The organism is Pseudomonas putida (assembly GCF_025905425.1).
In the GTDB taxonomy this organism is placed as follows: domain Bacteria; phylum Pseudomonadota; class Gammaproteobacteria; order Pseudomonadales; family Pseudomonadaceae; genus Aquipseudomonas; species Aquipseudomonas putida_AF.
The window spans coordinates 2,396,463-2,421,562 of sequence record NZ_CP109603.1 but is presented as its reverse complement, the minus strand read 5'-3'; the positions used below and the strand labels follow the sequence as shown (position 1 = coordinate 2,421,562).

Below are 25,100 nucleotides of genomic sequence, written 5' to 3'. Positions count from 1 at the left end.
TGGTGGTTTGAATCATGAGGCTTGGCTTTCGTGTACCATTTCCCTGCCAACGATACACGTCTTCCAGTACTCGATACATTGGGGCTCAAAGGCTGCGCGGGCTGAAGTCCTTCACAAAGCATGTACAGCTATTGGGTTGATCCCAGCAGTTAAACATAGCGGTTCAAACTGGCTATTGAATCGTCAGGATATCTACTCACCCTGGCCAGCCGGTGAAGCATATCGTTCAATAAGAGAATTTTCGGATTTCATTCTCTTTGAGTTCTATCAATGGGGGCCAGGTATGTTTGGCTCTCGCGCAGCGTTCTATCAGGCAAGCATACATAAAATTCACCTGAGGGTCGCTGCGGCTCTCGCGAAATCTCATGGTATCCGAATGGGAGCTAGTTAGAGCATAGTGTCAATCGATTAATCAATCACTTGGCTTCAAGCAACATCCCAGTGCGCAACAGCGGGTAGACTTACGAGACCAGCGTTTGGCGGTCACACGCTTTGATTCCACACATTCCAGTCGAACAGACGTTTATCGCGAGAGATAGCGTCTCGCCCCCAGTCTGTGGCATATAGCCAGTAACATTGCGTTTGGCCAGGACTCCACCAAGCCAACACTGGCCAAAAGAGGCCAGAAGAAGCGAGAAGTGGCCAATAGCGCCGACAGAAGCCAGGCTTAGGGAGAAGTGGGGATGTACCTTTCAGCGCTGTCGATCCGTAATTTCCGCCAGTTTGGCGATCTGACTCCGGGTTTCACCATCCACTTCAACGAGGGCGTCACTGCGCTTGTAGGCGAGAATGATGCCGGAAAGACTGCGGTGATCGACGCCATCCGGCATGTCCTGCAAACCCGGGATTCAGACTTCCTGCGACTAGAGCTCGAGGACTTCCATGTCGGGAGTGACGGCGAGCCTGCGACCGACATTACTATGGTTTGCACGCTGGCAGGGCTGACCACACTGGAACTTGGAGCCTTCGCCGAATACGTCACGTTTTCACGCGGGGAGGGGCTGCTTCATGTGCACTGGTCGGCGCGTCGACTCGCGATGCCGACAGCGTCGCGTCGCTGGGTGGACATCCAGGTTCGCTGTGGTGAGCGGGGAGAAGGGCCTGCCTTGGACGTCGGCGCGCGCCAGTTGCTGGCAACCGCATACCTGAAGCCATTGCGAGATGCCGAACGGGAGATGTCACCGGGTCGCAACTCGCGCTTGTCCCAAGTCCTGTCGAGCTTCCCGGGTATAGACGCCGGTGAGTCCTATGTCGATATCGCTCCACCGGCGTCGGCAGCTGAAGCCACTGGCCTGAGCATTGCGGGCATGGGTGATTACATGCGCGAGCTGGTCAGAGGACATCAAGCCATCAAGGTTGCCCAGGCGACAATCAACGACCGATATCTGGAGCCTCTCTCTTTAGCAGGACAGCCGCTTCATAGCCATCTTGGCTTCGGCGATACCGGCAGTGAAACCACAAAGCTCAAGCAGATCCTTGAGCGCCTGGAGTTGGGTTTGCTGGACAAGGGATCGGGGAATGCGAGGGGGAGCTATGGTCTGGGCTCGAATAACCTGCTGTTCATGGCCTGCGAGCTCTTACTGCTCGGCAAGGAACCGGATGGGCTGCCGCTGCTGCTGATCGAGGAGCCGGAGGCGCATCTTCACCCGCAGCGCCAACTTAGACTGATGGAGTTCCTCGAGCGCGCATCGCAGCCTCGCCCCAAACAGCAAAATCAAACCCAACAGCAAGATCAAACCCAGCAGCAAGATCAAACACAACAGCAAGATCAAACACAACAGCCAGATCAAGCCCAAGCGGAACCAGCGCATACACGTCCCGTGCAGGTGATCCTCACCACACACAGTCCCAACCTGAGCTCTAAGATTGCCTTGGAGAATCTGGTGCTCATTCATGGCCAGCGTGCCTTCTCCATGGCACAGGGGCGAACGAGGCTGTCCGCTGACGACTATCGCTTCCTGAGTCGTTTTCTGGATGTCACCAAGGCCAGCCTGTTCTTTGCGAAAGGGCTGCTCATCGTTGAAGGGGATGCAGAGGCGATCCTGCTGCCGGCACTGGCCAGGCTGCTTGGGTGTGACTTGACCGAGCATGGTGTGTCAATCGTCAATGTGGGTGGCGTTGGCTTACGCCGTTACGCACACATCATGCAGCGAGCTGATGCGACAGAGGGAATAATCCAGATCCCAACGGCCTGCATCACCGACATGGATGTGATGCCGGATTGCGCGCCGGCCATCATGGGGCTGGATCCGCACAAGCTCAACGCCAAGGGTAAACCGGCGCGTCGTCAATGGCGGATGCTCAGTGACTTTGGCGCTACCGAGATTGAGCGCGAACCGAAGCTTGCGGCTCATCGTCAGAAACGGACACGTGGCGATGGCCAAAACGTGAAGACCTTCGTGGCCGATCATTGGACGCTCGAGTATGACCTGGCTGTCGAAGGGCTTATGGACTGGGTACACCGTGCCGCCACGTTGGCCTTACATGATGTAAAAATGAACGAAAAAAAGCTGACGCGACAGAAAGTCCTCGAGAGGGCGACGAAGGCGCTGGCGGCACTTAAGTCTCAGTATCTCACCAATGAAGAGCGTGCCACCGAGGTTTACCGGCAGGTTGATTCGGGCTCCAAGTCGATTACTGCACAGCATCTGGTCGACCTGCTGCAGTCGGCATTTGATGAAGGTGAACTCGACCGGGCAAGCTTGCGTGCAGCGTTACCGGCCTACGTGGTTGAAGCGATCGAATACGCCACAAGAGGCCGGATCATGCCTTCGGCGCCGGAGCAGCCGGCCACAAACACCGCGGAGACGCCGCTAGAGGCGCTTGAAGCAGGGGAGTTGGCGTAATGCGGCTCCAGGATCTTGTGCCTCCAGTCACGGATGCAGACATCGAGTGGGTGAGCGCGCTTATGTCGTTGCGCGACCTGGATGAACCTCGGAGGGAGTTCCTCAAGCGTCTCGATACGCTCGATGTAGCGGCCTGCCCGGGAGCGGTAAGACCACCCTCGTGGTTGCCAAGCTGGCCATTCTTGGTCGTCATTGGCGTAGTCGAACGCAGGGGATCTGCGTGCTATCGCACACCAATGCAGCGCGTGAGGAAATTGAGAGCCGGCTGGGCGCCACAGAGATTGGCCAGAGGCTGCTGCGCTACCCACATTTCATCGATACCATCCACGGTTTTGTCATGCGGTTTCTTGCGTCGCCCTGGCTGCGCTCGAATGGCCACCCGCTGACGGTGGTGGATGACGAGGCAACCGGGCGAGCAAGGGGAAGGGCGCTGGGAAAAGATCGTTGGGGTGTAGAGTACTTTCTCGATCAAAAAGAAAAGACGCTCGCTGATCTTCGACTGCCCTCGGTCGATTTTTCTACCCCTCTTCAAGGTAAGCATTACATTTGCTCGCCAGATGCACCTACTCATGGAAAGTTATGCAGAGCCATGGGCGCTGCCGCTTCGGAAGGCTACTTCTGCTATGACGAGGTTTTCACGCTTGGCCAGGCCATGATTGAGCAAGAACCGAATGTTGCTCAATCGCTGCAAGCCCGGTTCCCCTGTGTACTCATCGACGAAATGCAAGACACGGACTTGGAGCAGAATCGCCTTTTGAACCACGTATTTCCGCGCGATGCAGCGAATACAGTGGTGATCAGGGTGGGCGATCCCAATCAGCAGATATTCGAGGGTGACGGAGAGTCTGATGGGGCATTCCCGCATGGCGGGACAATCGAGATCTCCACAAGCTTTCGATTCAACCAGGCCATTGCCACGCTGGCAAACAGCTTTGCAGTCGCTCCCATTACGGGCGGATTGGTCGGTCGGGCCAGAACGGGTGAAGACTGTCCCAACACCCTTTTTGTCTTTCCAGACGACGATACGAGCGGTGTGCTTGGCGCATTTGCAGAGCTTGTGTCACGGCATGTACCCATCACCCAGCGCAAGGATGGGGTGCATGCGCTCGGTGCTGTTCACCGACTGAGGAAGTACAAGGACAACCAATTCCCGAAGGCCCTGGAGCACTATTGGAGCGCCTACCGCTCAGACGCTAATGGCTCGACGTATGCGCCCAAGACATTCATTGACGGTGTTCGCAGGGCCAGAGCCCACCTGGCGATCAGCGGTCACGCGCACGAAAGCGTTGAGATGATCGCGAGGTGCCTGCTCCATCTCGCTGAGCGTGCTGGGTTGAGGAAGCCAGTCCAGATCAGAACAAGGCTACACCGCTACATCGAGCGAAGCTTGGCAGCTAACGCGAAGCTTCTCAAAGCCTACCAGCGAGGTATCTACCTCTACTTGTTCTATCCGCATCCACTACGAGAGAAGCGGTGGGTTGAGACCCACGTTGGGCTCCTCAAGCGGCTGATCCAGGAGCTGCATCCTGGGGAGGAGGTTTCAATGACTACCGATGTGGAAGCCTATCTGGCGTGGGCAGAACCAGGCGATACGGTCGAGGTCGAGTCGCAGGTGCCCCGCAAAACCATTAACACATACCGATGGGAGGCCGGGGGGCACGAGCCTGTCGACGTTCAGCTGGCGTCCATGCACTCCGTCAAAGGGAAGACGCATTCGGCGACGCTGATCTTGGAAACGTTCAGTGGACAGCACTTTCTGGAAATGATGTTGCCCTGGCTTGAAGGAAAGCCCTTGGTTAAGAAAGAACATCAGGTGACTTACCGGAAAAACAGGATGCTCATGTATGTCGGCATGACTCGGCCTACGCATCTGCTTTGTCTGGCGATTCGAAGCAGCGCGCTGGGTGAGGGGGAGGCGAGAGTTGAGCGAAGGGCGGCCCTGCAGGCACAGGGCTGGGTGATCAATGAGTTGGATGCGAGAGCGGCAAGCTGACCCACGGTTGATATGCCCGGTAAAACCCGGAGACATTGTCATCATCGTTGATCTCACGGGAAGGCATGGTGAAGCGATCGGGTGGAAAAATTCCCACCCGTTTCGCTTCGTCTGGCCTATTAGCTCTGCACCAGCTCGAACGTGCGACCCGATAGGGCACCATGCAGGCTTTTCAAGGCGCTCTCCAGTTCACTGCCTTCCTCAACCTCGAACTGCTCAATGGTTTCCAGCGAGCTTTTGAGGTCGGCGTTCGCGTTCACAATCACTTCCTTACCCGCGATTTTGTTCAGCAGATCCTCACACAGCTTCTGCCCTTGCGGCGTGATGCCTCGGTATAGCGTGACGCTGTGATCATTGGTTTGCACCCGAATGAAGCGAACATGATCGTCGAAGCGATGGAAGCGAGGGTGGAACATTTCCGTGAAAGAATTGGGCGCAGGGTACGCCTCCAAGCCCTGTTTGGTGGGGCTGGCCCAGTCGTCGTCAGTCTTCAAACTGTTGCAGTCAACGCAGGCGACCGACAGGTTCCAGAAGTGGAAGGAATATTGTTCGTAGTTTTCGCGTGGAAGGATGTGCTCGATTGGCTTCGAGTAACCGCTGTTGAATAACCACCGCCGGCAGTAGCAGCAACGGTTACCTTGCTGCTTAGCGATGTACTGCCTGAAAGCTCCCTTGATGTCACTGACGGTCGGCTTCGCTGGGCCTCGCTTGCGCTTGGGCGTCTCAGCAGGTGCAGGGGAACCTGCAACTCCCGCCTCAGGTGAGCCAGGTGCAGCGATCGTGCCAGGGGCGGCGATCGCGCCAGGCGCTGCGGCCACTGTAGCTGCAGGCACCGGCTTTTTAGGATTCGAAAATTCGTTCCAGAGGTTTCGTTTCTTGATTGCTTCGCCAGCCTGTCTTGCCTTGAATCGCTGCAGAGCCATCACGTGGAAACGGTGAATGTTGAACATTACGACCTTATGGAAGCGCTCCTCGGCATGGCACTGCGCCTTGTACTCGTCGTAGGCAGGCTTCATGTCGGCATCTTTCAGCACATAGTAATCCGCCATGCTACACCTGAGCCTCGTCGGTACGTTTGCTTGCCGCTTCCTGGTCGACCAGTAGCAACTCAATCGCGGTGTAGGCCTTCTTGATCAGGTCGATGTCCTCTTCCTGACCTGGAGGTACGTATGCTCCAGGTTGAGTCGGCATCTTCTTGAGCATGTCATTCAGCTCTTTGAGAGGTGAGGGCTGGTCAGCTCGAAGCTTGCCTTTTGTTTCAATCGTTTTGGCAACGATACGAGCGCAGGCCTCATGCACCGCGCGGTTGTGAGGGGTGTAGGTACCGAAGCCTTCCAGAATGATCGACTCAACGGAGTACCGCTCCTTGTCAGTCAGCTTCGGCAATTTGCCCGTGTCGAGCAAGAAGCTGTGACTGCCTTGGTCGTTCGCATTGGTGATGAGGGTCGGAGCATGGGTTGCGACGACGAATGAGCAACCGAAGCGGCGGGAGAGCAGGTGGAACACCCTTGGAAGTGTCTGCTGCCATTTCAGATGCAAGCTGATTTCTGGCTCGTCTACCAGAAAGACCGTCCCTGGTTCGGCTGACGTGATGATGTTGAGCAGCAACTGGTTGATGTTTTGCTCTCCAGAACTCAGCGATGAGTAGGAGACAATCCGCTCCTTTTGATCGTCAATCGCTGGGCGCACGACGCCGAACTCGTATTTGGCCAGCTCGTCAGGAACATGGTTATCCGCAGCGTGATCTGACATCCTCAAGGTGCGAATTTCATTAGGGGCATTGTCCAGTGCCATTTCTGGCCGAAGCATGAAGTAGAAGCGTGGGGCGAAGCCCAGGCACGTTTGGCACTCTTTCAAGGCCTCAAGCATGTGCTGATCGACGAAGACCCTGGCCGCCAAGGCGGTTACGGCTTTGGTCAACCTGGAGGGAGAGATGGCATCTGCACTGGTGCGGGCACCGCGATACTCAAAACGTTTGTATTGTTGGCTGCGTCCGAGCGGGAAACGATCATGTACCCCTGTCGAGATGCCAACAGTTCTGCGATCAAGCTCACCGACCCTGTCGATGAGTTCACACAGCAACTGGGTCTTCCCTGCACCGTTGTTACCAATGATATAGATGCAGGCAGGCTCAGTCGGATCGCTCAAAAGCTTGAGAATGTCTTGTGGGTTGGCCGCAAGGTTGAAAACACTTCCCTGAAGCTGATTGGTTCGGATGAAGTTTTTGGGCGAATAGATTTTCCAGGCTTCCTGATGCTCGCTTTTGTCCTCGATACACAGCCCCTTTACATCCTTGAAACCATCTGAAAACTGTGCATTCAAGATAGTTTCGACCTTCGGAGGAATGCTCCTGGGCAGGTCGTCGATGTTGCGTGATTCATGGATGTTAAAGATATGACCGGCTAGGATCGCGCGTTCTTCAAGATCCAGCCGCTCCAGGGATTTATTAGCGTTTGAGACGTCGATGTACAGCGCTGGCTTGCGCATCAAGTGAATATGCTGGCTAAAAATCAGCAGGACTTGGTCATGCGCGGCGGCTGTCGCTTCGCTGGAGCTAAAACAGATAGCAGCGTCTAACCGCAGACCGTTGAAGATCGCCGGTGCAAGCTCTTTACGTAGTCCGCCGTACTTCGCTTTGCTGGCTGGCAGTACAAGCATGAATCGCGCAGGTTGAGGGTACTGTAAGGCAAATGCGGCGAGGTTGATGAGTCCCGTCACGGCAGTGAATTTGAATTGCGGGCCAGCGTCAACGAGGTAGCTCGGCTGACTGTCGGCGACCCTGTCAGGAACGTGACGATGAATAAAGTCAGGGTAGATCTGGTTGATGATGAGTTTTAAGGAAATCAGCGCCTTCAAACCAGCAGAGGTCGGGGACAGCATCGGGAAAGAACTGCTGTCTATTTCAGAGGACTTTCCAATAGACAGCTCAGCCGTCGTCGGCGCAATCTCGACAATAGGCGAGTACAAGGTGGAATGAATACTTCCGACCAAGGCTGCGACCACCATTGGATGGCTCGGGGCAATCTTGTAGAACTCAAAGATGAAGAGATCAATGAGATGTGTCGCCGTTTTTACCCTGACCTCCCGATCCATCGTGTCACTAGACACCGCTCGGATGTGCAGCAGCTTTTCGTTGAACGCTGCCCTGACGTCTGTATCATCGAATTCGTTTAGCTTCATCAGCTCGGTTACATGTACCCTGGCATCCTCAAAACTGCTTCGGTACCTGTCTTCCAGGATCAGCCCCTTCGTCAGGTGCAACGCGGCGAGGAGATTGATTTTCTCTGATGAAATGTTTGGGAAGCTACGTCCTACGTTAAGCATTTCTTCAGCGATCAGGCGAGTGATCTCCCGGCCTTCGTCGTATTCCATGTGACGCTCTCATTTTCCAATGTGTTAAGGGATGGTGGCTGTTTGGCATGATCCGACAGCCTGAGTCCGCAGGCAAGCGGGTCTCTAATGGAGAAGGAGCGAGCCGCTATATGGCGCGCAAAAGTGCTATGCAGGGAAGAGATTTGCGTGGACGAGACTGGGAGCAGATCCTTGCGGCAGCCCCCAGTTTGAAGGCGTTAGTGCATGGGTTATTCGCCGATGGTCTGGCCAAGCTTGCTGGTTAACAGCTCGTAGAACTTCTCGCGACTACGAGGATTTTTGAGTTCGGCACAGGCTTCGTCCAGCGCCTGAATTGCCTCGTCGTGGGTGATCTCGTCATCATCGATCAAAGGCTTGAGCTTCGTCTTGTAGATGTAGCTCAACTCGTTGTAATCCTCACACTGAGCGCACGACACCAGTGAGGCGTCTCGCTTACCGCCTGGGTTCTCATCCTTGTAGCTGTATTTGGCGTTGATGTCGCTGATGGTCTTAGCCTTGGCCATGTCTTACGTTCCTGAGCCGGGCGATCCTGGGAAATCCTTATCGCATCCGGTAAGCCAGACGTGGTGGCTATCTGCTGGTATTCAAGTCGCAGACACAAACGATTACCACTGTGACGGTTTGATGTCTGGCCAAGCCTACGTAACAGGCAATGAGAGCATTGCTCTGTACCGTGATTTTGGAGGGCCTGTTTTGGCGTGCATAGCAGGATTTAGCGTGTGAGTATGAATGCCCCTCGGCTTTGTACGAAAAGTGCCTGCGCGCCGATCATGCTGCGTTGAAAACAGGCTCGGAATGCTCATTTGCCACCAGCAAAGTCGAGCGCGACTCCGACCGTTCCTCGCCTGTTTTCGCCTTGCCTGATCGCCGCTCGGCGACTTTTCGTACAAACCCTAGCATCGCTAACAGGAGCAGCATGACCATGAAAGCCATCCATAACCGCATTATCGAAAACCGTCTGGCCAAGCGACTTGTGGCCTGGGCCTTGATTCCGCTATGTCTCATCCAGGCGGGAGACGAATCTCGTAACCTCATACGCATAACGTACGGCCTGACGGTTGAGCAGGGGGTTGCTGAAACACTTCCCTACATTGTCTGCTGCGCATTGGTAGTAGCGATCACTGCACAAGCTAAGAAGGTAGCGCGAGCGCTGCGTGGACAGCACCGGCTGCTTGGCCGCTGACTGGCTTCACATGCGACTGAATGCAGGCGCATCGTCTGGATAGCTGAGGCGTCGATCGTGAAGGTTCAGGCAGGGTGGGATCTGTTGACCCCACTCCGGTTACAGAGTGAGGTCTGGGAAGCCCCCTACCATTGGGAGAGGTTTAGTGAGGGCGTGGGTACCAGTTACTGTCGCCAGGACGGATATGGCCTGGGCAGTACCCATATCTGATTCTGAGTTCGGCTTTCTGCTCCTGGTACATGCCCCCCAGGGTATCCTGGATCATGGAAACATAAGCTTCGAAAGACGGGTGCTTGCGCCAGTAGTTACCATAGATCGCATGGGCGAGGGAGCGGTCATACCAACCACGCACAAGCAGTAGCACGCCTTCGATCCGTGCCTCCAAGCCCTGATCCGAGAAAGCCTGTTTACTTCCCCTGTCTTTCATCTGCTCGCGCAGCACAAAATTTGCTGGGCAATAGCCCATCGCCTCGCTTGCCTCATGAAATTGCTCATGCACTTCACGGTGAGATTCGCGATCTTCTTTGAGGTCGAAGGCGAAGCTGTAATCGCAGAGGGAACACTTGCTAACGCCATGAGGGTCAGGAGAGACGTGCACATGGAGCATGATCCACTTGTCATAAAGGCGGATCGCCTCATGGTAATTTCTGACGCCTAATTCCTGGACTGCAGCTTTGTCTTGACGCTGACCCAGCTTTAGCCAGGGGTAGGTGTCTTTCAATTCCTTGGCGACACGTTTGACTTGCTTGATGTGGCTGGAGGTGACTTGCATTTTTTCAGCTCTCGGGAGGGCTGGCCTGGCGTCCACTACGAGGCAACCTGATTGATGTCAGGTCGGGTAATTCAACTGTCACGATAGTGCTAGAGCTTCGCTGGTGTGGACTGCAGGCACCTACCGAGTACCTGGCCGCGGAGACTAGCACTGGTGTGGCTGCTTGACAATCCGTTGTGCCGCCCTGGTGTCCAGAAGCAATGACTGCTGGGTGGTGGTGTTTGCCGTAATTACCAATGCCTCGCCACCGTCTGTTTGGAAACGCCTAGCTCCCGAGCCACCTCAGCCTTGGTCAGCCCTTGGCCCCTCAGGCGTTGAACCTCTTCCCGGCGCTCATTGGCCGCTGCCACCCGGGAGTGTGTCCTGGACTCTGGCTTGATCGCGAGCGGGGCTATCGACCCACCCAGGGTAGCCACCTCTTTAGACACCTGCTTCAACAGTTCCGTAGGGCGAACGACCTCATCAGCGCCGTATGCCAGTGCGAGAAGGGTGAGGGGATGCACACCAAGCTGTCGCGCGATCGCATCGAGCTTTTCCACCGTAACCCCACGCTCACTGCGCTCGACGCGACTGAGGTGGGCGGCGGTTACGCCTTCCTCAAGATCGGTCAGCAGTATTTGCTGTTGCTGGCGAACGTGGGTCAGCGCTGCGGCGATCGCTTGCCTGAGCATTCGGGCGTATCCCTAAAATCCGACTGTATGCCCGGTTTGCGCAGTTCCACTCAATGTCGTATAGTCAAATGAGTGGAACTGTCGCGATTTGCTGCGCGTGCGGAAGACCAGATCGGCCTGTCCACACGCAAGCCAGGGACGATTTCAATATATCGCTTAATCGAAATTACGGGACTGAAAGTCAGTCCTGCGGGTAGCTGCATGAAAATTTTGGTGTATTCCGATTTACATACCGAATTCGAAGATTTCACGCCGCCGGCGACGGGTGCTGATGTGGTTATTTTGGCAGGGGACATCGGTGTGAAAACTCGGGGCGTGCAGTGGGCAAACGCTGCGTTCGGTTGTCCTGTCATTTACGTCTGCGGTAACCACGAATTTTACGATGGCCACCTCGAAAGAACGCTTGAGGAGATGAAGGCGGTCGCAGCGTCGCATGTACATGTCTTGGAAAACGAGTGTTGGATTTGGAATCAAACCCGGTTTCTGTGCGCCACTGCCTGGACTGACTTTTCATTGACGGGTTCGACAGACATTGCCATGCGCAGGGCTGCTGAACTGATGAATGATTTTCGGGTGATTCGGACTGGAGCAGACAATCGCCGCTTGCGACCTGAAGATGTGGCTGTACGTAACCTGGCGTCACGCACTTGGCTTTCCCAGGAGCTCAGCAAACCCTTTGCAGGACTTACCGCAGTGGTAACTCACCATGCTCCGTTGGTCGGTGTTTTGAATGGCCCTCGTGACCACCTTGATGCGGCGTATGCCAATCACTGGCCGGATCTCGTTCACCAGGCAGATCTTTGGGTTTTCGGCCATACGCATTGTCCGGTCGACCTCATGGAGCGTGACTGCCGTGTGGTGTCGAACCCAAGAGGCTATCCGGGGGAGCGACTGCAGTTTCGCTCTGATTTTGAGGTTGAGATCTAATGACTGCAGGCACCGATCTGGGTTACCTGATCAAGACGTTTGGCGCCACAAAGGCAGACGTTACCTTCAATCGGCTTCCTAAAGTTATCCAGGCCGCCAGGGAGGTGATATCCGATGACGAAGTCGTTGGCTATCTGATGTGCGCGCTGGACAAGCCGCCGCAGATGACCGGCCTGATCTTTTGCGACTATCGCCATGACTTCCCAGAGGGGCTGCCGATGTGGACGCCCCCAGTGGTAGAGCGTCTCTATCGGGGAGGTTACCTGGTTGTGCAAGCACAGGGCGGCGGGCTGTATGTGATTGCCCATTGGTATTACGAAAACGGCGGTTTACGTCCGTTCTTTGAGGTGCATTGAGATGGATGACCAATGGGACGAGCCAGGTCGGCAGCGCGCAGCCGCAGCCTGTGGCGAGCCTGAGTGCGTTACTCGGGCGCGCGCTACCGGATTTGCATCATTGGTCACGGGGTACCTGTACCACACCGCGATTGATCTGCATCTAGGCTGCTTGGTTGGCATCGTTTACGGCGAGCGTCGAGGCCGCTTTGAGGATAGCGCCGTCATCCGAAGTTCTCGGTTAGAGGGTGGTTGGGAGCAGGAGGGATTTCGGCTTTATCGCACCGTGAACGGGAGCCTCTATGTCGTCTGTGACTGGGCCTCTGTGGAGCTCAACTCACGTTTCGCAACATTCAGTTGTTGAGCGTAGCGGTGCTTGAATCGGTTCATAGGGGCTAGAAGGTCGACTGGAGAGGAGAGGGAGGTGACGGCATTCCTGTAATCGTTGAAGACCGTCTCATGCGTTGACGGAAGGGTGTCGGCGCCGCCATCTGAGGTTATCGACCGGCCTGGTTATCGAGCCGCAAAAACAGCTGCGGCATCCGTACACGCGTGGGTAGCGATTCAACAGACAGCAGGTGGCGTCAGTTTAATGATGCGAATCTGACAACGCTCGCTATCACACCAGATTCTCAAGACACGAGCTGCTGGCCTGAGCGTCGATGGGGCGTTGAGAAGCTTGCAAACAAATTTACTCGGCGGCGAGGGTAACCCTTGTTAGCCGACTGCGATAGAGGCGACTAAGCATTCAGTCGTCGGGCCTGATGATGAGAAAGGTGGGACGGTGGAAGCAGCACAGTTGGCGTACTTTTTACTCCACGGCGCAGAGCACGTAGAAGGACTGGCATCTTCGGACGATCAGTTGATTGAATTAGCAAAGACCCGTTCGGGAGACAAGCCTTACTGCGTGATCAGGAGTTGGATTTTGCTTGATGTGATGGTGTCTCACACCGACGAGAAGACTCTGCAGGCGCAAGGTCTTCAACCTACCGTGTTATTGGGACGGGAAATCATTTTCGACAGTCGCACCCAGTGCTCACGGCCAGGCGGGCTGAGATCCAGCTTTCTTTACTCGCAGGTAGGGTCGGTGTTCGAAAGCAAAGACACGCTGTATTACCTGGCGGGGCCCGGCTTTCGCAATCACACCAGTCTCACAGCTGTACTGACGCTCGATAACGTTGGGTGGCGGGTGACCCAGGACGCAATGTGAAGCGACGACCTGATACTAACGACACGGAGCCTGGGTAATTGAAGATAGCGATCTACTCTGATTTGCATCTGGAATTTTCTGAGTTCGAGCCTCCTCCGGTCGAGGCTGATGTGGTTGTACTCGCGGGCGACATTTCGGTGCGAAGCCTCGGAGTGACGTGGGCAAATCAGACATTCAAATGCCAGGTGATCTACGTCTGCGGCAACCACGAGTTTTACAAGGGGCACATTGATCGAACGCTTACCAAGATGCGAGACGCAGCCGAGCCGCATGTGCGCATCCTGGACAACCAGAGCCTCGTCATCGGGGGCACTCGGTTTCTGGTGGCGACTGGTTGGACAGACTTCACCTCGACCGGGGACTACAGAGCAGCGATGAGGGAATGTGCGCAATGGATGAACGACTTCAAACGAATCCGCATCGGGGACGGTTATCGCAAGCTCAGACCCGCCGACCTCATTGCCCGGAACATCGCTACCCGCGAGTATCTCGCCTGCGAACTCGCTAAGCCGTTTGACGGCAAGACGGTAGTTGTTACACACCACTGCCCGATAGCTGAGGTCGCCGGGGATGGCCATGAAGGCCACCTAGCGGCGGCTTACTCCAACCAATGGCACGATTTGCTTGAGCTCGCGGATGCATGGATCTTTGGTCACACGCACCATGCTGTTGATACAAGTGTCTCCGGCTGCCGACTCGTCTCAAATCCGAGGGGATATCCTGGTGAGCGAACAGGATTTGCCGCAGATTTCATGATGGAGATCTGACTCTGAGTGGCCTGGTCGACATCAGCCATGGTGACATAACGTTAAGCCAAGGTGAGTATGAAGCCGCCAGGACGGTTGTCGCCCAGCTTCATTAGTTGTTTTAGCCTAGCTAGCCAGGCTCATCTATGGCATATAGCCGCTATCGGAGCGTGAGCACCCTTGAGCTGGTGCGCATGCAGATGGAGGCTAGGTAATCCGCTCGCAGCGCGACACGGAAGGCCGGGATCGGGATCAAGGTAGATGGTTGAGTATCGGAAAGGCCGTGTGAAGCGTTTATGGGACGCGCTAGCGGCGCGGATCTGCGAAATGGGCGAGGGGTATAACACGTCTCAGACGCTTTCGAGTAAAGAGAAGTTCTTTGAGCCGTTGACCCCCGTGCTATTGAAGGAACATGTCTCAAGCAGGTACGAGCGTGAGCTGAGGCACGCTCTGGAAAATCCCGAGATTCTGAACATAGCCATCACGGGCAGCTATGGCGCTGGCAAGAGCAGCGTTCTGAAGACTTTTTTTGAGAACCACCGATCCTACAAACACACCTTCATATCCTTGGCGACTTTCACCAAGCCCGATCTTGTCGGTGAATCTGGGACTAAGCCCAAGGTGGACACGTCATCTCAGACGCCTGCAGAAAAAGGCGCTGATGCTGCCGGGCCCAAGGTGGATAAGGACATCACGGTTGAAAAAGCGGACAAGGACGTCCTGATCAATCGCATCGAAGAGACGATTGTTCAGCAGTTGCTCTATGCAGTGCCTGCCAGCAAGGTTCCCAAGTCCCGCCTGAAGCGGATCACACAGACTTCGAGCTTTCACTTGTCGCTTCGTACCGGTGCGATGACAGCAATCGCTGTCTGCGCATTGAGGTTGTACAGCCCTACGATAGCCAATAACTCGAGCGTCGCTTCAAGCTGGCTGCTTGAAAAGCTCTTGTTGATTTCCGAGCCTTTGGCCCTGCTCGTCCTGGCTGCTGGAGGTATCTGGTTGCTTCACACCGCTTTGAAGCTCCTGTCGTTATTCAGCATCGATGGGTTAACGCTCAAGGGGGGCAAGCTTGAGGCTACCCAGCATGGCTCGGTGCTTCACAAAAATGTGGATGAGATCATCTACTGCTTTGAGCGCAGCGACGTCGATGTGGTGGTGATCGAGGATCTGGACAGGTTCGATGTTCAGGAAATCTTTTTCCGGCTGAGGGAAATCAATTTCATCATCCGTAACTCTCCTCAGGTGAAGCGGCCTGTCCGATTTGTGTACGCCATTCGGGATGAAATGTTTGGGGTGGGTGACAAGACCAAGTTTTTCGACCTCATCATTCCGATCATCCCAGTCGTTCATGGGGATAACGCCAACGAGCTGCTTTCCAAGCTGCTTGGCGAAAGGGTTTCAAGCGATCGGCTGCCCCATCGGCTACATGAGCGGCTCATAGACAATGTCGGCTACTACATTGATGACATGCGTCTGATCAAAAATCTCGTCAACGAATACTCTATCTACGAGAGCCTGCTTGTCTGCGGTGAAGTGAAACTCGACCTGAACAAGCTCTTTGCCATGGTTGCGATTCGAAATCTCTACCCCCGTGCCTTTGCAGACCTGGCGAAACGACGAGGAACACTCTATTCAATTTTCGAAGAATACCCGGCGTGGGTGGCTTCCCAGTTCCAGTCCAAAGAGGATGAGCTTTCTGCCCTTCAGGCGCGCCGTATAGCCCGTCAGCACGAACAGGCGACGGATGTTGTAGAACTGCGCGCCCGCGTCTGGTACGAGATAATGAGGCGCGACCAAGCGTGGGAGGCAACCTCACTGCAGCTAGATGACGGCTCCTACATTTCACTGAAGGACATCGCCGAAGATGATGGGTTTGCGCGCTTCAAAGCGGCTAACAACGCCCGGCCATCGATTCAAAAACGACCTGACGTCATATGGAATCCTCAGAAAACGGAAATGATCCTCAAGGAAGTGAATTACGAGGCACGCGCCAAGGTGCTGGCTGATTCGTTGCCCGAGCTTGATGCCCAGATTGCCAAACTGGAGCGTGAGATTCGTCACCTCAAAGCGGTACCTTTCAGGGTTGCTGTCAGAAAAACCTATGGTGGTGTGGTCAGGGAGAGGCTAACTGACTTCAAGATGGTGATCTTCCTGGTGCTCAAGGGCTATCTCGACACCGATTTTGTCGATTACCTCGGCTATTTCTACGAAGGCTCGCTGACCCAATCGGATAAGAACCTCATTCTTGCGCTCGGTCGTGATGAAATGGCTGGTTTTAATACCAAGGTTGAAAAACCAGAACGCGTGATTAGAGCGCTCGATCATGAGTCCTTGAGCCAGGGGCGCGGGATCTTGCTCGGCCTGATGAACGAACTGCTCAAGCCAAGGCTTCTGGAGCGAGAGGAGAGTGAAGAACGGGCAGAGAAGTTGGCGGTAATACTCAAGGGGGGGCATCAGGAGCCTGAGCTGCTGGGAGAAGCAACTGAGTACTTCGTCGAATTTGAAAAAGGTAACGAGCTGGTGCGAGCGTTGCACAGCGCTGATTCCGACCTGATTTTCAGCGTATTGAGCACTCGGCGTTTTCAAACAGATGCGTCACGAGCCCGGTGGATCTACCACGTTCTGGATACCCTGACAGCGGATGAGACGGCCAGATTGGACGAGGACGGTACACTCTCAACATGGGTTGAACAGCTCGAGGACGTGTCAGCCTGGATCCCGCGCATGAGCGCGAGTGAGAGAGGTTGGCAATGGTTGCGCAGCAAACCCATCAAGTTTTCGAATATTAGCAAGCAGATCAGCCCGGACGACCTCAAGGCCGTGGTCACGTGGCGCTGCTTGAAACTGGATCTTCGCATGCTACGGCTGCTTTGCCAGGTGGCTGATGGGAATGTTGAGGACGACGCTGTCAGTTACGAAAGGCTCGTTCAGCTGGACGTTCCGAATCTCAAAGAGCAACTCGACGAGGACATCGTTGCTGTCGTCGAGCAGCTCCTGCAACAGGAAGGGATGTTGGATGAGTCGTCCGATACATTACGGGCTCTGTTAGAGCTGCTCAGTACACAGCCAGACAAGATGCGCGAGTTGTTCAGCCGCACCCAGTGTTCATTGCCCAGCCTCGATGAACCTCTGCGGGAGGTTTGGCTGCTGGCAATGGATGAGGATCGTATCGATGCCAACGGTATGCCCGGTGCAGTTTGGATGGTATTCAGGGAGGTCTTGAATGACGGTGAGGGGGTATCAGCCGCCGTCCAAGACCGCAATGCAGAGGCTGTATTCCTGGACTACATCCAGAGCAAGGCCGAAGTCCTGGCTCATGAGCTATGGAGCGAATCCGACCAGCAAATCAAGCTGCAACGGTACCTTCTTTGCAATGAGCGTGTGCAGGACGAAACTCTGGCGCATCTGTTTGCCCCGATAAAGATAGATTTCGCCCTCCTGGATTCGTCGATACCTGCTTCGAGGTGGGCATTCATCTCTGAAGCTGATTGCGTGCCTTATAGCCAAGTGGGGCTGGACATCTTCAGGGTTCATGCACCCCATCTGGAGTTGGCTTACCTGCTCAACCGCTGGGAAGAGGCGAGGCTGAAGCTCAACTTTAGTGCTCTGCCGATCTCCATGACTGTCGCACTGAGCAATTCTCAAGTGCCCTCCATGGGAGAGGTCATGCAGCTATGGTCGACGGTGCCAGCTGATGTCTTTATGAAAAATTCCGAAGCAGCTGTTGGGCTCGCAAACGCGTGTGCACGAGGAAATCAGGAATGGATGCCGTTTTCTGAGAGCTACCTCCCGGTGTTGTTTGAGTTGACCAAGAGCCCATTCCTCAGCCAGGGAAACCGTGCCGACATCATGATCCACTTGTTGATCATGGGCTGCGACTGGCTGAGCGTTGCAGCCGTATTGCCACATTTGGGGGATGAGTTCTCAGCCCTTGCTGGGCAGCGGCGCCCGATCAGACTGGCCGCGGAGGTTGAGAACGTGCGATTGATCAAAGCCCTTCAGCGACGTGGTTTCGTTCGTGCCAAAATCTTCGATGCATTGATTATCGCCTGCCGAAAGAAAAGCACCTACTCAGGTGAGAGGGCCTCTAGCCCGTCTCAGGCAGGATGGTTGTGAACCCTGACTCTACTCACATCTACACAAAGGATGAGATCAACATGGTGGTAAAGGAAAGCATCGGCCCACACAGCGGGGCGGTTGTTAATGCCCTGACGTTTGATCAGGCCTACGACCTGGCTACTCAAGAGCCTGACCGCCAGTATCATACTGGCGGGAACTCCACGCCCTTTACGGTTCAGGCACGCATCACCACAAAAGGCGAGCATCGTGGCAGCCGCGTGATTGTTTTCCGCTCCGATGACCAGGAGCGCGCTCGGGCCTATCCTTGCTGCTGGGGTGCCAGAACTAACTGCAACAGCACGCATATTGAGCCTTACACGCCCCAAATGAAGCGCTGAGTAGTATATGCGCTGGGTCACTTGCGGCCCCTTTCTGGGCCGCCTATCAAAACCTTCCTTTCCTTAGCTTTTCCGCAACCGGGTGATCCTCTGCAATCTGACGCGCTGCATGAAGCGGGGAGGGAAGGCGCAAGAAGCCATCCCACAGTGGAGCATTCTTGCACCAGTAACCTGTCTGCAGTGCCAGCTGATCGTTGCAGGCAAAGTCGCCTTTCTGGATCATCACGAATTCCGTCACGCCCAGTTGCTGCCATGAATCCTTCAGCTCGGATTGCCTCACGTCATAGCGCGTGTGGTAGCGGTGTGAGCGCGTCCTGTTGAAGGTTTTGGAGTATGAGGTGAAGTAGTAAACGAGCTCCTGGTGCTCGGCCTGATGAACACCGATCCGGTTGCCGATGTACATGGGAGCCAGAGGCGAAAGTGAGTGCACGCCGGTCATTTGGGCCGTCTGAGAGTCAGACCGGGTACGAATCAGCCAGGCATTTTCCGGTACTGGTGGTAGCCCGCTCCCCGCGCCATCGTTCATGCCGGGGTATAGACGCTTGCCGCCGGCATTGATCAGTACGATCAGAGGAGTATTCGCAACGGGTGTGGGTGCCAGAAGTGCTTGCCTGATCATCAGCTTCGCATCGTCTTCATTCAGCAATCCAGGGGAAGCATGGATAGCACATAAGCCTTCGCTGTAGCTTTTCCATTGGCCAGGGTGGCCATCCGCGCCTTGGACGTACACCTGCAAATCTCGTGTGTTGACCACTGTACGCGTGATGACGGGCAAATAGACGTTCAGTTTGCTGAGGTGGTCAACGTACACCGATACCACTGTCGTATTTGCGGGAATCCCGGCAGTACGATCCAGTGGAAGGGGGAGGTAGCCGGTACCGCGCAATCCATCGATGAGGCTGTTGATGGCAGGCCAATCCTCGGGAGGATCGGATTCTATCGATTTGGTTTTGCGCATCCGACTTTTTACCCCCGCTGGCATCGCTTTCTTTGTATCGGCTCCTTCTCCTGGTGGTGCGAGATGAAAGATGAACTGGGTCGAGATGCCGTGTTTGGCGCATAGTGCTCGTAACAGATGCTTTGGGTCATGGTCGTCCTTGGTGGCTACCTCAGGCGCCGTTTCAATGATCGCGGCGTCAGGTGCGAATGCACTTAACCGTGGAAGCAACTCGTTGGTGAACCACTGTTGGATATCAGTTGACGTTGTCTTGGTGGTGAGCACCCGTTGGGCGTCCTTGCATTGAATCTGTTGAAGGGTGACCTGGGGCTTGGGCTTGCCTTTGAAGACCGGGGAGAGCGCACTCAGGTGTTCATAGGCATGGTTGATACGCATCATGATGTCCGTGTGCGCAGTTACTACAGCGATGCGGATGGGTCGCACCGAATCATTCCCCGTCTTGTCACGCTGGGCTATCAGCCGTCCTACATAACGGGTCAGCATGGGTTTGGCAGAGGTAAGCGTCTTCTGCAGGTGGAAGCTCGCCTGGTCGAGAATCACCGTACCCACGCCGCTGCCGATAGGAGAGCCAATCGGTGTGTGCGCATGGATTGGACGCAGTGCACCGGTCAGTGAGATTTCATTCCCGCCTAGCGCCGGCAGCGTCCCTTCCCCCATGAGCTCCAGGAGCTCCGCCGAAGGGCTGGTATAGATCGTCCGGAATTGACCATCGACCAGGGGCAATGTGCGAATCTGGAATTTGGAGATCCCGCGCTCGGTCTTTAGCCAGGTGGAATGCGTGGTGTGACGCCATTCGGGCAAGATATGGCTCAGATGCACTGTGACTGACGCGTACTGGCTGGGAACTTTGTGCAACAGTAACAAACTGGTTGAGACCGAGTGCATTGCCACTGCCCGACGCTCACCGTAGCTGTAGAGCAGCGGGCTGTCCCAGGCAAGTAGGTTTCCATCACTGGACACTTCGAGGTTTAACGGGACGGATGATTCCATGGGTTGGCTGGCCAGCTGCTGGGCGAGCATCCAAGGGACAACCTTGTAGGCCGACGCAGACTGGCGGGGGTCGTTCATCACATCGCGTGCATACAGCGGGGCTGCACGTTCAGGTATCAGTAGCTTGATGAATTCCTGCGCCTCAAGTGGTGCTTTGCGCATTATGTGCTGGGCCCAGACGTTGACGGCCCGGTTCAGCTTATCGGTCTGGATCTCTTTCAGCGAAGCAATGGCAGGCCCGCCCTTCAACAGCTGGGCATTTATCCAAACAGGGCCACCCGTGATGTAACTGAGCATCTCCTCAAGCGCTTCTGTGGGCAGGTAAGGTCTACCAAAGTGATTGGTGAGCAGTTGCCAGCCGTTCTTGAACGCCGGCGATGCTGCATATTGCACGGCAGCTGGTAGCTCGTCTGGATCGAACCTGAACAGGTTAGTCCTCAGGGAAATCGTCATCAGGTAGTCCCTCATCCTCGGTGCCTGCAGATCCGATGTACAGCATCATGGCCTCCACCAAGCCTGCATGGTGGGTGGAGAATTCGTTCCAGTGGCCATCATTCCTGAGCTTTTCTATGGTTCGCTTCAAAAGCTTCGCCCACGTGTTCTGTCCGTCAAAGAACGCCGCGTCGGCCAAGTAGCAGGTGACAGGCGTTCCTCCGCGCCTTGCCCGCCCTACCAACTGAGTCAGCGTGACCAGGACGTTCATCACGGTGTAAAAACGTATGTCCTCGGGTTGGCTGCAAAAGTAGGGGGGCGCCAGGCGTATGCCATTGAGGATACGGTTGGCCTTGGCACGCTCTTGCAGCAATGCCAGGCCTGGCGTCGCCGACGCATGCACCTGCTCGCCCACGCTGTAGCACAGGTGGGCCAGGTTGTTGCCGGGCTGATCGGAGGAGGGCAATGGCCGCACGCAAACCACAACGCCGCCCAAGGCTGACTTGGCGTCTTTGGTGACGATGTTATGGCCCCGCGCCATAGGGTAGATGGAACTCACCAGCAGCTCGACATCCGCATGAGGGCTGTCGGCGAACTCAACCAGATCGTCATAGGTCAAGCGATTGGGCATGGGTAGGCGGTGTTGGCGATCGGCCTTCTTTCCACCCCGGATCCAAGCGACTTTCCGTTGGCCGGCAGCAATTTCGTAAAGTGTTGACGCCAGCTGCTCTGCTTCAGCATCGCTGCCAGTGACGAGAAGTAAACGAGCGCGATGTCGCGTGACTGGATCCTGCTCAAGCGCTGCCAAGCGGCCCGATAACCACGGCCACAGCTCGAAGGCCAGATCTCTGACATGCAGCAGACGGCCATCGATCGGCGTACCCGAAACGTGAACGGACACATTTACGTTCTCAAAGCGGATGTTGCCTTTGGCGTCGGGCACGTCGATCAAGGTTTTCGCATTCAGATCGAAGCAACTGGCCCCTGGAAAATAGGCTGTGGCACTGAAGCCGATAAATGTCCTGTTTACGCCAGCGTGAATCTTGGAGGTAAGGTTGGGCAGAAACTGCAGGGTACGGTGGGGATCGCCAGACATGGCCACGACCTGAAGAGCCCATGTGTCGTGACCCGCTTGTTTGCGTTTGAATCCGTAAACGACGCGCTGCAGAGGGCCGAGAGGGGTTGGGCTGAAGGGCGCGGATCCTGATAGATCCTGCTGCACCCTGAGTGCTGCTGCGACCTTGGCACGTGCCAGGACAGGAACATCGGCATACAGCGTGCGAAGACTGGTTTCGATGTAGTGCAAACTCGTCCGTATGACCAGCGACGACTTCAGCTTTTCGAGTTTCTTCTCCGTGAAGCGACCGCTTAGTTTCCGTTGCTTGGCAAGCGTAAGGAGAAGCCTGCCGATCTCGACGACTACGTCGCTTGGACTGGGTATCGGGTCATTGTGTGCAAAGGATTGGAGAAGCTTGCGCAACGGATCAAGGTGAGGCGGTATGGCCTGTACACCGTAGCCGCACACCCCATCGAGAATACTGGCTTCGACGCCCAGGTCGTCGCTGATTTTTTTGTCGTCGGCACGCTCCCACACCGTTTCGCGGTCTGGCCAGACGATGTGCTCAAGGGCAAGCTGCAGTAAGCGAGTGGTGTGATGAATGACAGCGGTACAGGCGCGCTGCGCGCGATAGAGGGTAGAAGAATCGACATCGGGGATTCTGTCACGCTGGAAAATTTCGATATGCAATTCGGCGAGGCTGCTGTGCTCAATGTGGTTGCTCAGAGGAAGTTCGAAGACACTGGTATCGATTGCGCTCAGCAGCAGCCCGTCAATTTCGTCGACCATGAACAACGAAGCCGATCGCAGCAGCAACTCAAGCAGGCTGCGCGACTCGCCACCACCTCCTTCGACTGCGATGCGAGAAGTGCCTGAGATGAGTGCATGGTGGTTTACCACGACAATGTCAGCGGCCAATGCCTGCTCGAGCATGGTGCGCTTGCCACACTGATTCATGAAGGGACAGCTGCGTATGCGCTTGAAGACCTCTTGCCCCTTGCGCTCGCCTGGAAGCTGCAAGTTAAAGCAGGGCTCTGCATCACTGGGGCTCACGCTGCCGTCGGTGGCACAAGCATCCAAAAGGCATCGATAGTCGTATGGATGATCCTCTCTACCGCGAGCGACGTAGTAGTCGGCTGCCTTGGCAATTCGTCGCTGAGAGTGCAAGGGTGCGATCCTAAGGTGCGGTGCAACGACCTTGCTCGCTCGCTTTAGCTGCTCCACCATATTGCGCACATCGGTCAGATTCGGCACCGCAATCACAACGCGGTGGCCCTCCAGGGCGGAGCTGATTCCCATCATTCCCATGACGACTGTCTTCCCGACGCCCGTCGGTGCGTTCACCCGATAAAAATTACCCGCGTCAGCCTTTACGCATCCATCGTTGCGCAAGACAGCATTCAGGCAGTCTCGATGACTCCGGTGCAAATGGTTGGCCGGATCGGCACCTGCTTCATCCAGCGTTCTGGCGATGTCGAAAAGGATGGCTTTATCCCAGCAAAAGGTCGTGACATCAGGGGCCACCTGCAGAGGTAACGGATCGTCTTCCAACTGCAGGCGTGAGCGATGCTCCTCCGGTATCACGAACGTGCGGTAGCCTTCAGAGAGCGTTTCGCGAAGGATGATCGGGCCTTGGGCAGGCCACTTGGTTTGTGAAGCTTCAGCGGGATCGGACTTGATAGCCAGGAGTTTCTCTTCGATCAAACCTTCGAGGTCAAAGCCCTTTTTGAAAAAGTAAAAGTCGGTTTCCTTAAGGCGAGGCGGGGACTCCAGTTCACCCCAGAGGTCAGCACCGGCCACGCGAAATGGCGCATTGTCTGACAGCAGGATTCGTACTGCTTCCTCCATGAAACGACCCGTCTGATTCAGGTCACCTGGGCGATACTTGATGAGCGTGATGATCTGGTCGCGATGTTCCTGCGGGGCATCATTCCAGCCATTCCACAGGTGTGGTCGCCCCACCAGAAAAATCTCGGCATCGGCCAGCATAGGTTCCTTGCTGATATTCTTGATGGCTAAAGCCAATGCAAGCGTGGTGGCATTTTCAGTTAGGGTTGGCATGGATCTTCACCCAGCGCAGGCACTGTGTCTCAGACATGATCTGCCTGGGGTAGCACTGCTCATTCAGCATGGATACGTACTGCACCTGGTAATCGGGAATTACGATCATGGCATCGGCGTGTGCGGTGTTCTGCAGGTGGTGCCCAAGATGGCCGGGGGAGTGCCATACCTTGGCATCCAGCGAGTAGCTTTCACCGGCAACGCTAAATCGCAGGTCGGCGTCATCCACATCCGGCCACAGTTCGACCGGCACGCCTAGGCGCGTAATACCGTCACGCAGACGCCGCTCCAGTAAGCCCGGAATCAACGTGAATTTCCACAGTGCAGGCGTGAGTCTGTATTTGTTCTGCGCGGGCTGCGGGGGTATGACCTTCGAGGTTTTGACGCTTACCAGTTCCTCTCCCATCCACTGCGCGATCCCGAATGTTTGTTCGCACCAGTGAGCACGACATGACACGGCATGGCGGTGTATCTCCATCGGCCACCCACAGCTGGGACATAGGTAAACCTGACCCGCCCGGATCAGATGCTCAGGGATGGGTTCGTACAGGGAGTTGAAGCTGACTTGAAGGGGTATCAGGAAGTCGAGGCTTCGGTCAGCGTCGACTACCCCGTGGTCGATCAGAAACATGCGAAACAGACGGTACTCATCAGCCCCGTGAGGACGCGTCCTGCACAGGTCACGAACGTTCTTAACGATCTGCTGAATACGTTCCCAGCCCACCCGGGGGTTGGACTCCAGGGCAATGGCGTTGCACAGCATGCTGGGCTCGTCAGCGAACTTCAGCGCACCTTCATACCCTTGTCTGAGGCGACTATCGAGCCACTGCTCAAGCGGCAAGCTCAAGCATGCGAGCAGGTTGGCGATCGTGCGAGGCGGGGCGTCAGGCTCCAGCCACCAGAGTAAAGCGCTGACCTGTCGAAGAAGATCGTGGCGTGCCCCATGTTGACTGGCGTCCAGCTGTGCAGCTCTTACAATCAAGCTGAGCAAGCGTTGGGCGTCGCTATCCACTGAGTTCATAAGCCCCCCTTGATCTGGAAGCATCTGGCTCTGCGGAGCATCGTGCTCTGCACGTTATTACTGCTGGGT

Annotated in this window: 18 protein-coding genes; 10 read left to right on the top strand and 8 right to left on the bottom strand. The window is 55.6% G+C overall.

What is annotated here, in order from left to right; all coding sequences use genetic code 11:
- Positions 1 to 683 precede the first annotated feature (683 nt).
- Together OGV19_RS10885 and OGV19_RS10880 are read left to right on the top strand one after the other, a co-directional pair.
- A complete protein-coding gene (locus OGV19_RS10885) occupies positions 684 to 2,846 on the top strand; it encodes an ATP-dependent nuclease (protein WP_264313362.1) in 2,163 nt (720 codons plus the stop codon).
- A 160-nt stretch (positions 2,847 to 3,006) separates the two neighbouring features.
- Positions 3,007 to 4,839 (top strand): UvrD-helicase domain-containing protein, encoded by a 1,833-nt coding sequence (locus OGV19_RS10880; RefSeq protein ID WP_264313361.1) that lies wholly within the window; start codon positions 3,007 to 3,009, stop codon positions 4,837 to 4,839.
- 119 nt (positions 4,840 to 4,958) lie between these two features.
- Here OGV19_RS10880 and OGV19_RS10875 read toward each other — a convergent pair whose 3' ends face one another.
- The 4 genes from OGV19_RS10875 to OGV19_RS10860 all read right to left on the bottom strand — a co-directional run bounded on the left by OGV19_RS10875 (position 4,959) and on the right by OGV19_RS10860 (position 9,135).
- A complete protein-coding gene (locus OGV19_RS10875; RefSeq protein ID WP_264313360.1) occupies positions 4,959 to 5,888 on the bottom strand; it encodes an HNH endonuclease in 930 nt (309 codons plus the stop codon).
- Between the two features lies 1 nt (position 5,889).
- The gene (locus OGV19_RS10870) at positions 5,890 to 8,211 is read right to left on the bottom strand and encodes an AAA family ATPase (protein WP_218576029.1); all 2,322 of its coding nucleotides are present in this window, start codon (positions 8,209 to 8,211) and stop codon (positions 5,890 to 5,892) included.
- Positions 8,212 to 8,420: 209 nt separating this feature from the next.
- Positions 8,421 to 8,714, bottom strand: a complete 294-nt coding sequence (locus OGV19_RS10865; RefSeq protein ID WP_060511522.1) for a hypothetical protein — start codon at positions 8,712 to 8,714, stop codon at positions 8,421 to 8,423.
- A 265-nt stretch (positions 8,715 to 8,979) separates the two neighbouring features.
- Entirely contained in the window at positions 8,980 to 9,135 is a 156-nt protein-coding gene (locus OGV19_RS10860; RefSeq protein ID WP_156340907.1) for a hypothetical protein, read from the bottom strand.
- Between OGV19_RS10860 and OGV19_RS10855 the strand changes: the two genes are divergently transcribed.
- Entirely contained in the window at positions 9,128 to 9,394 is a 267-nt protein-coding gene (locus OGV19_RS10855) for a hypothetical protein (protein ID WP_264313359.1), read from the top strand. The two genes, OGV19_RS10860 and OGV19_RS10855, sit on opposite strands and share 8 nt — an antisense overlap.
- Positions 9,395 to 9,536: 142 nt before the next feature.
- Here OGV19_RS10855 and OGV19_RS10850 read toward each other — a convergent pair whose 3' ends face one another.
- Entirely contained in the window at positions 9,537 to 10,166 is a 630-nt protein-coding gene (locus OGV19_RS10850) for a hypothetical protein (RefSeq protein ID WP_060511519.1), read from the bottom strand.
- A gap of 497 nt (positions 10,167 to 10,663) precedes the next feature.
- Here OGV19_RS10850 and OGV19_RS10845 point away from each other — a divergent pair, with 497 nt between their 5' ends.
- From OGV19_RS10845 to OGV19_RS10815, 7 genes are all read left to right on the top strand, one after another.
- Entirely contained in the window at positions 10,664 to 10,909 is a 246-nt protein-coding gene (locus tag OGV19_RS10845) for a hypothetical protein (RefSeq protein WP_256249822.1), read from the top strand.
- Between the two features lie 129 nt (positions 10,910 to 11,038).
- The gene (locus OGV19_RS10840) at positions 11,039 to 11,764 is read left to right on the top strand and encodes a metallophosphoesterase (protein ID WP_170034172.1); all 726 of its coding nucleotides are present in this window, start codon (positions 11,039 to 11,041) and stop codon (positions 11,762 to 11,764) included.
- Complete coding sequence (locus OGV19_RS10835; RefSeq protein WP_264313358.1) at positions 11,764 to 12,120, top strand: hypothetical protein; 357 nt, start codon at positions 11,764 to 11,766, stop codon at positions 12,118 to 12,120. Before OGV19_RS10840 ends, OGV19_RS10835 begins: the two co-directional genes overlap by 1 nt.
- 763 nt (positions 12,121 to 12,883) lie before the next feature.
- Entirely contained in the window at positions 12,884 to 13,309 is a 426-nt protein-coding gene (locus OGV19_RS10830) for a DUF6957 family protein (protein WP_170029810.1), read from the top strand.
- 38 nt (positions 13,310 to 13,347) lie between these two features.
- On the top strand, positions 13,348 to 14,076 hold the full coding sequence (locus tag OGV19_RS10825; RefSeq protein ID WP_060511507.1) for a metallophosphoesterase family protein: 729 nt from the start codon (positions 13,348 to 13,350) through the stop codon (positions 14,074 to 14,076).
- Positions 14,077 to 14,340: 264 nt separating this feature from the next.
- On the top strand, positions 14,341 to 18,171 hold the full coding sequence (locus OGV19_RS10820) for a YobI family P-loop NTPase (protein WP_170029811.1): 3,831 nt from the start codon (positions 14,341 to 14,343) through the stop codon (positions 18,169 to 18,171).
- On the top strand, positions 18,168 to 18,512 hold the full coding sequence (locus OGV19_RS10815; RefSeq protein WP_156340836.1) for a hypothetical protein: 345 nt from the start codon (positions 18,168 to 18,170) through the stop codon (positions 18,510 to 18,512). The genes OGV19_RS10820 and OGV19_RS10815 overlap by 4 nt, the downstream gene beginning before the upstream one ends.
- A gap of 46 nt (positions 18,513 to 18,558) precedes the next feature.
- On the opposite strand, the gene OGV19_RS10810 is transcribed toward OGV19_RS10815, so the two are convergent.
- Genes OGV19_RS10810 through OGV19_RS10800 form a run of 3 tightly spaced genes read right to left on the bottom strand, consistent with a single transcriptional unit; the run spans position 18,559 to position 25,031 of the window.
- Positions 18,559 to 20,913, bottom strand: a complete 2,355-nt coding sequence (locus tag OGV19_RS10810) for an RNaseH domain-containing protein (RefSeq protein WP_264313357.1) — start codon at positions 20,911 to 20,913, stop codon at positions 18,559 to 18,561.
- Positions 20,891 to 24,010, bottom strand: coding sequence for a hypothetical protein (locus OGV19_RS10805; RefSeq protein ID WP_264313356.1), 3,120 nt, complete (start codon positions 24,008 to 24,010; stop codon positions 20,891 to 20,893). Before OGV19_RS10805 ends, OGV19_RS10810 begins: the two co-directional genes overlap by 23 nt.
- Positions 23,994 to 25,031 (bottom strand): restriction endonuclease-related protein, encoded by a 1,038-nt coding sequence (locus OGV19_RS10800; RefSeq protein WP_264313355.1) that lies wholly within the window; start codon positions 25,029 to 25,031, stop codon positions 23,994 to 23,996. Before OGV19_RS10800 ends, OGV19_RS10805 begins: the two co-directional genes overlap by 17 nt.
- Positions 25,032 to 25,100: the final 69 nt, after the last annotated feature.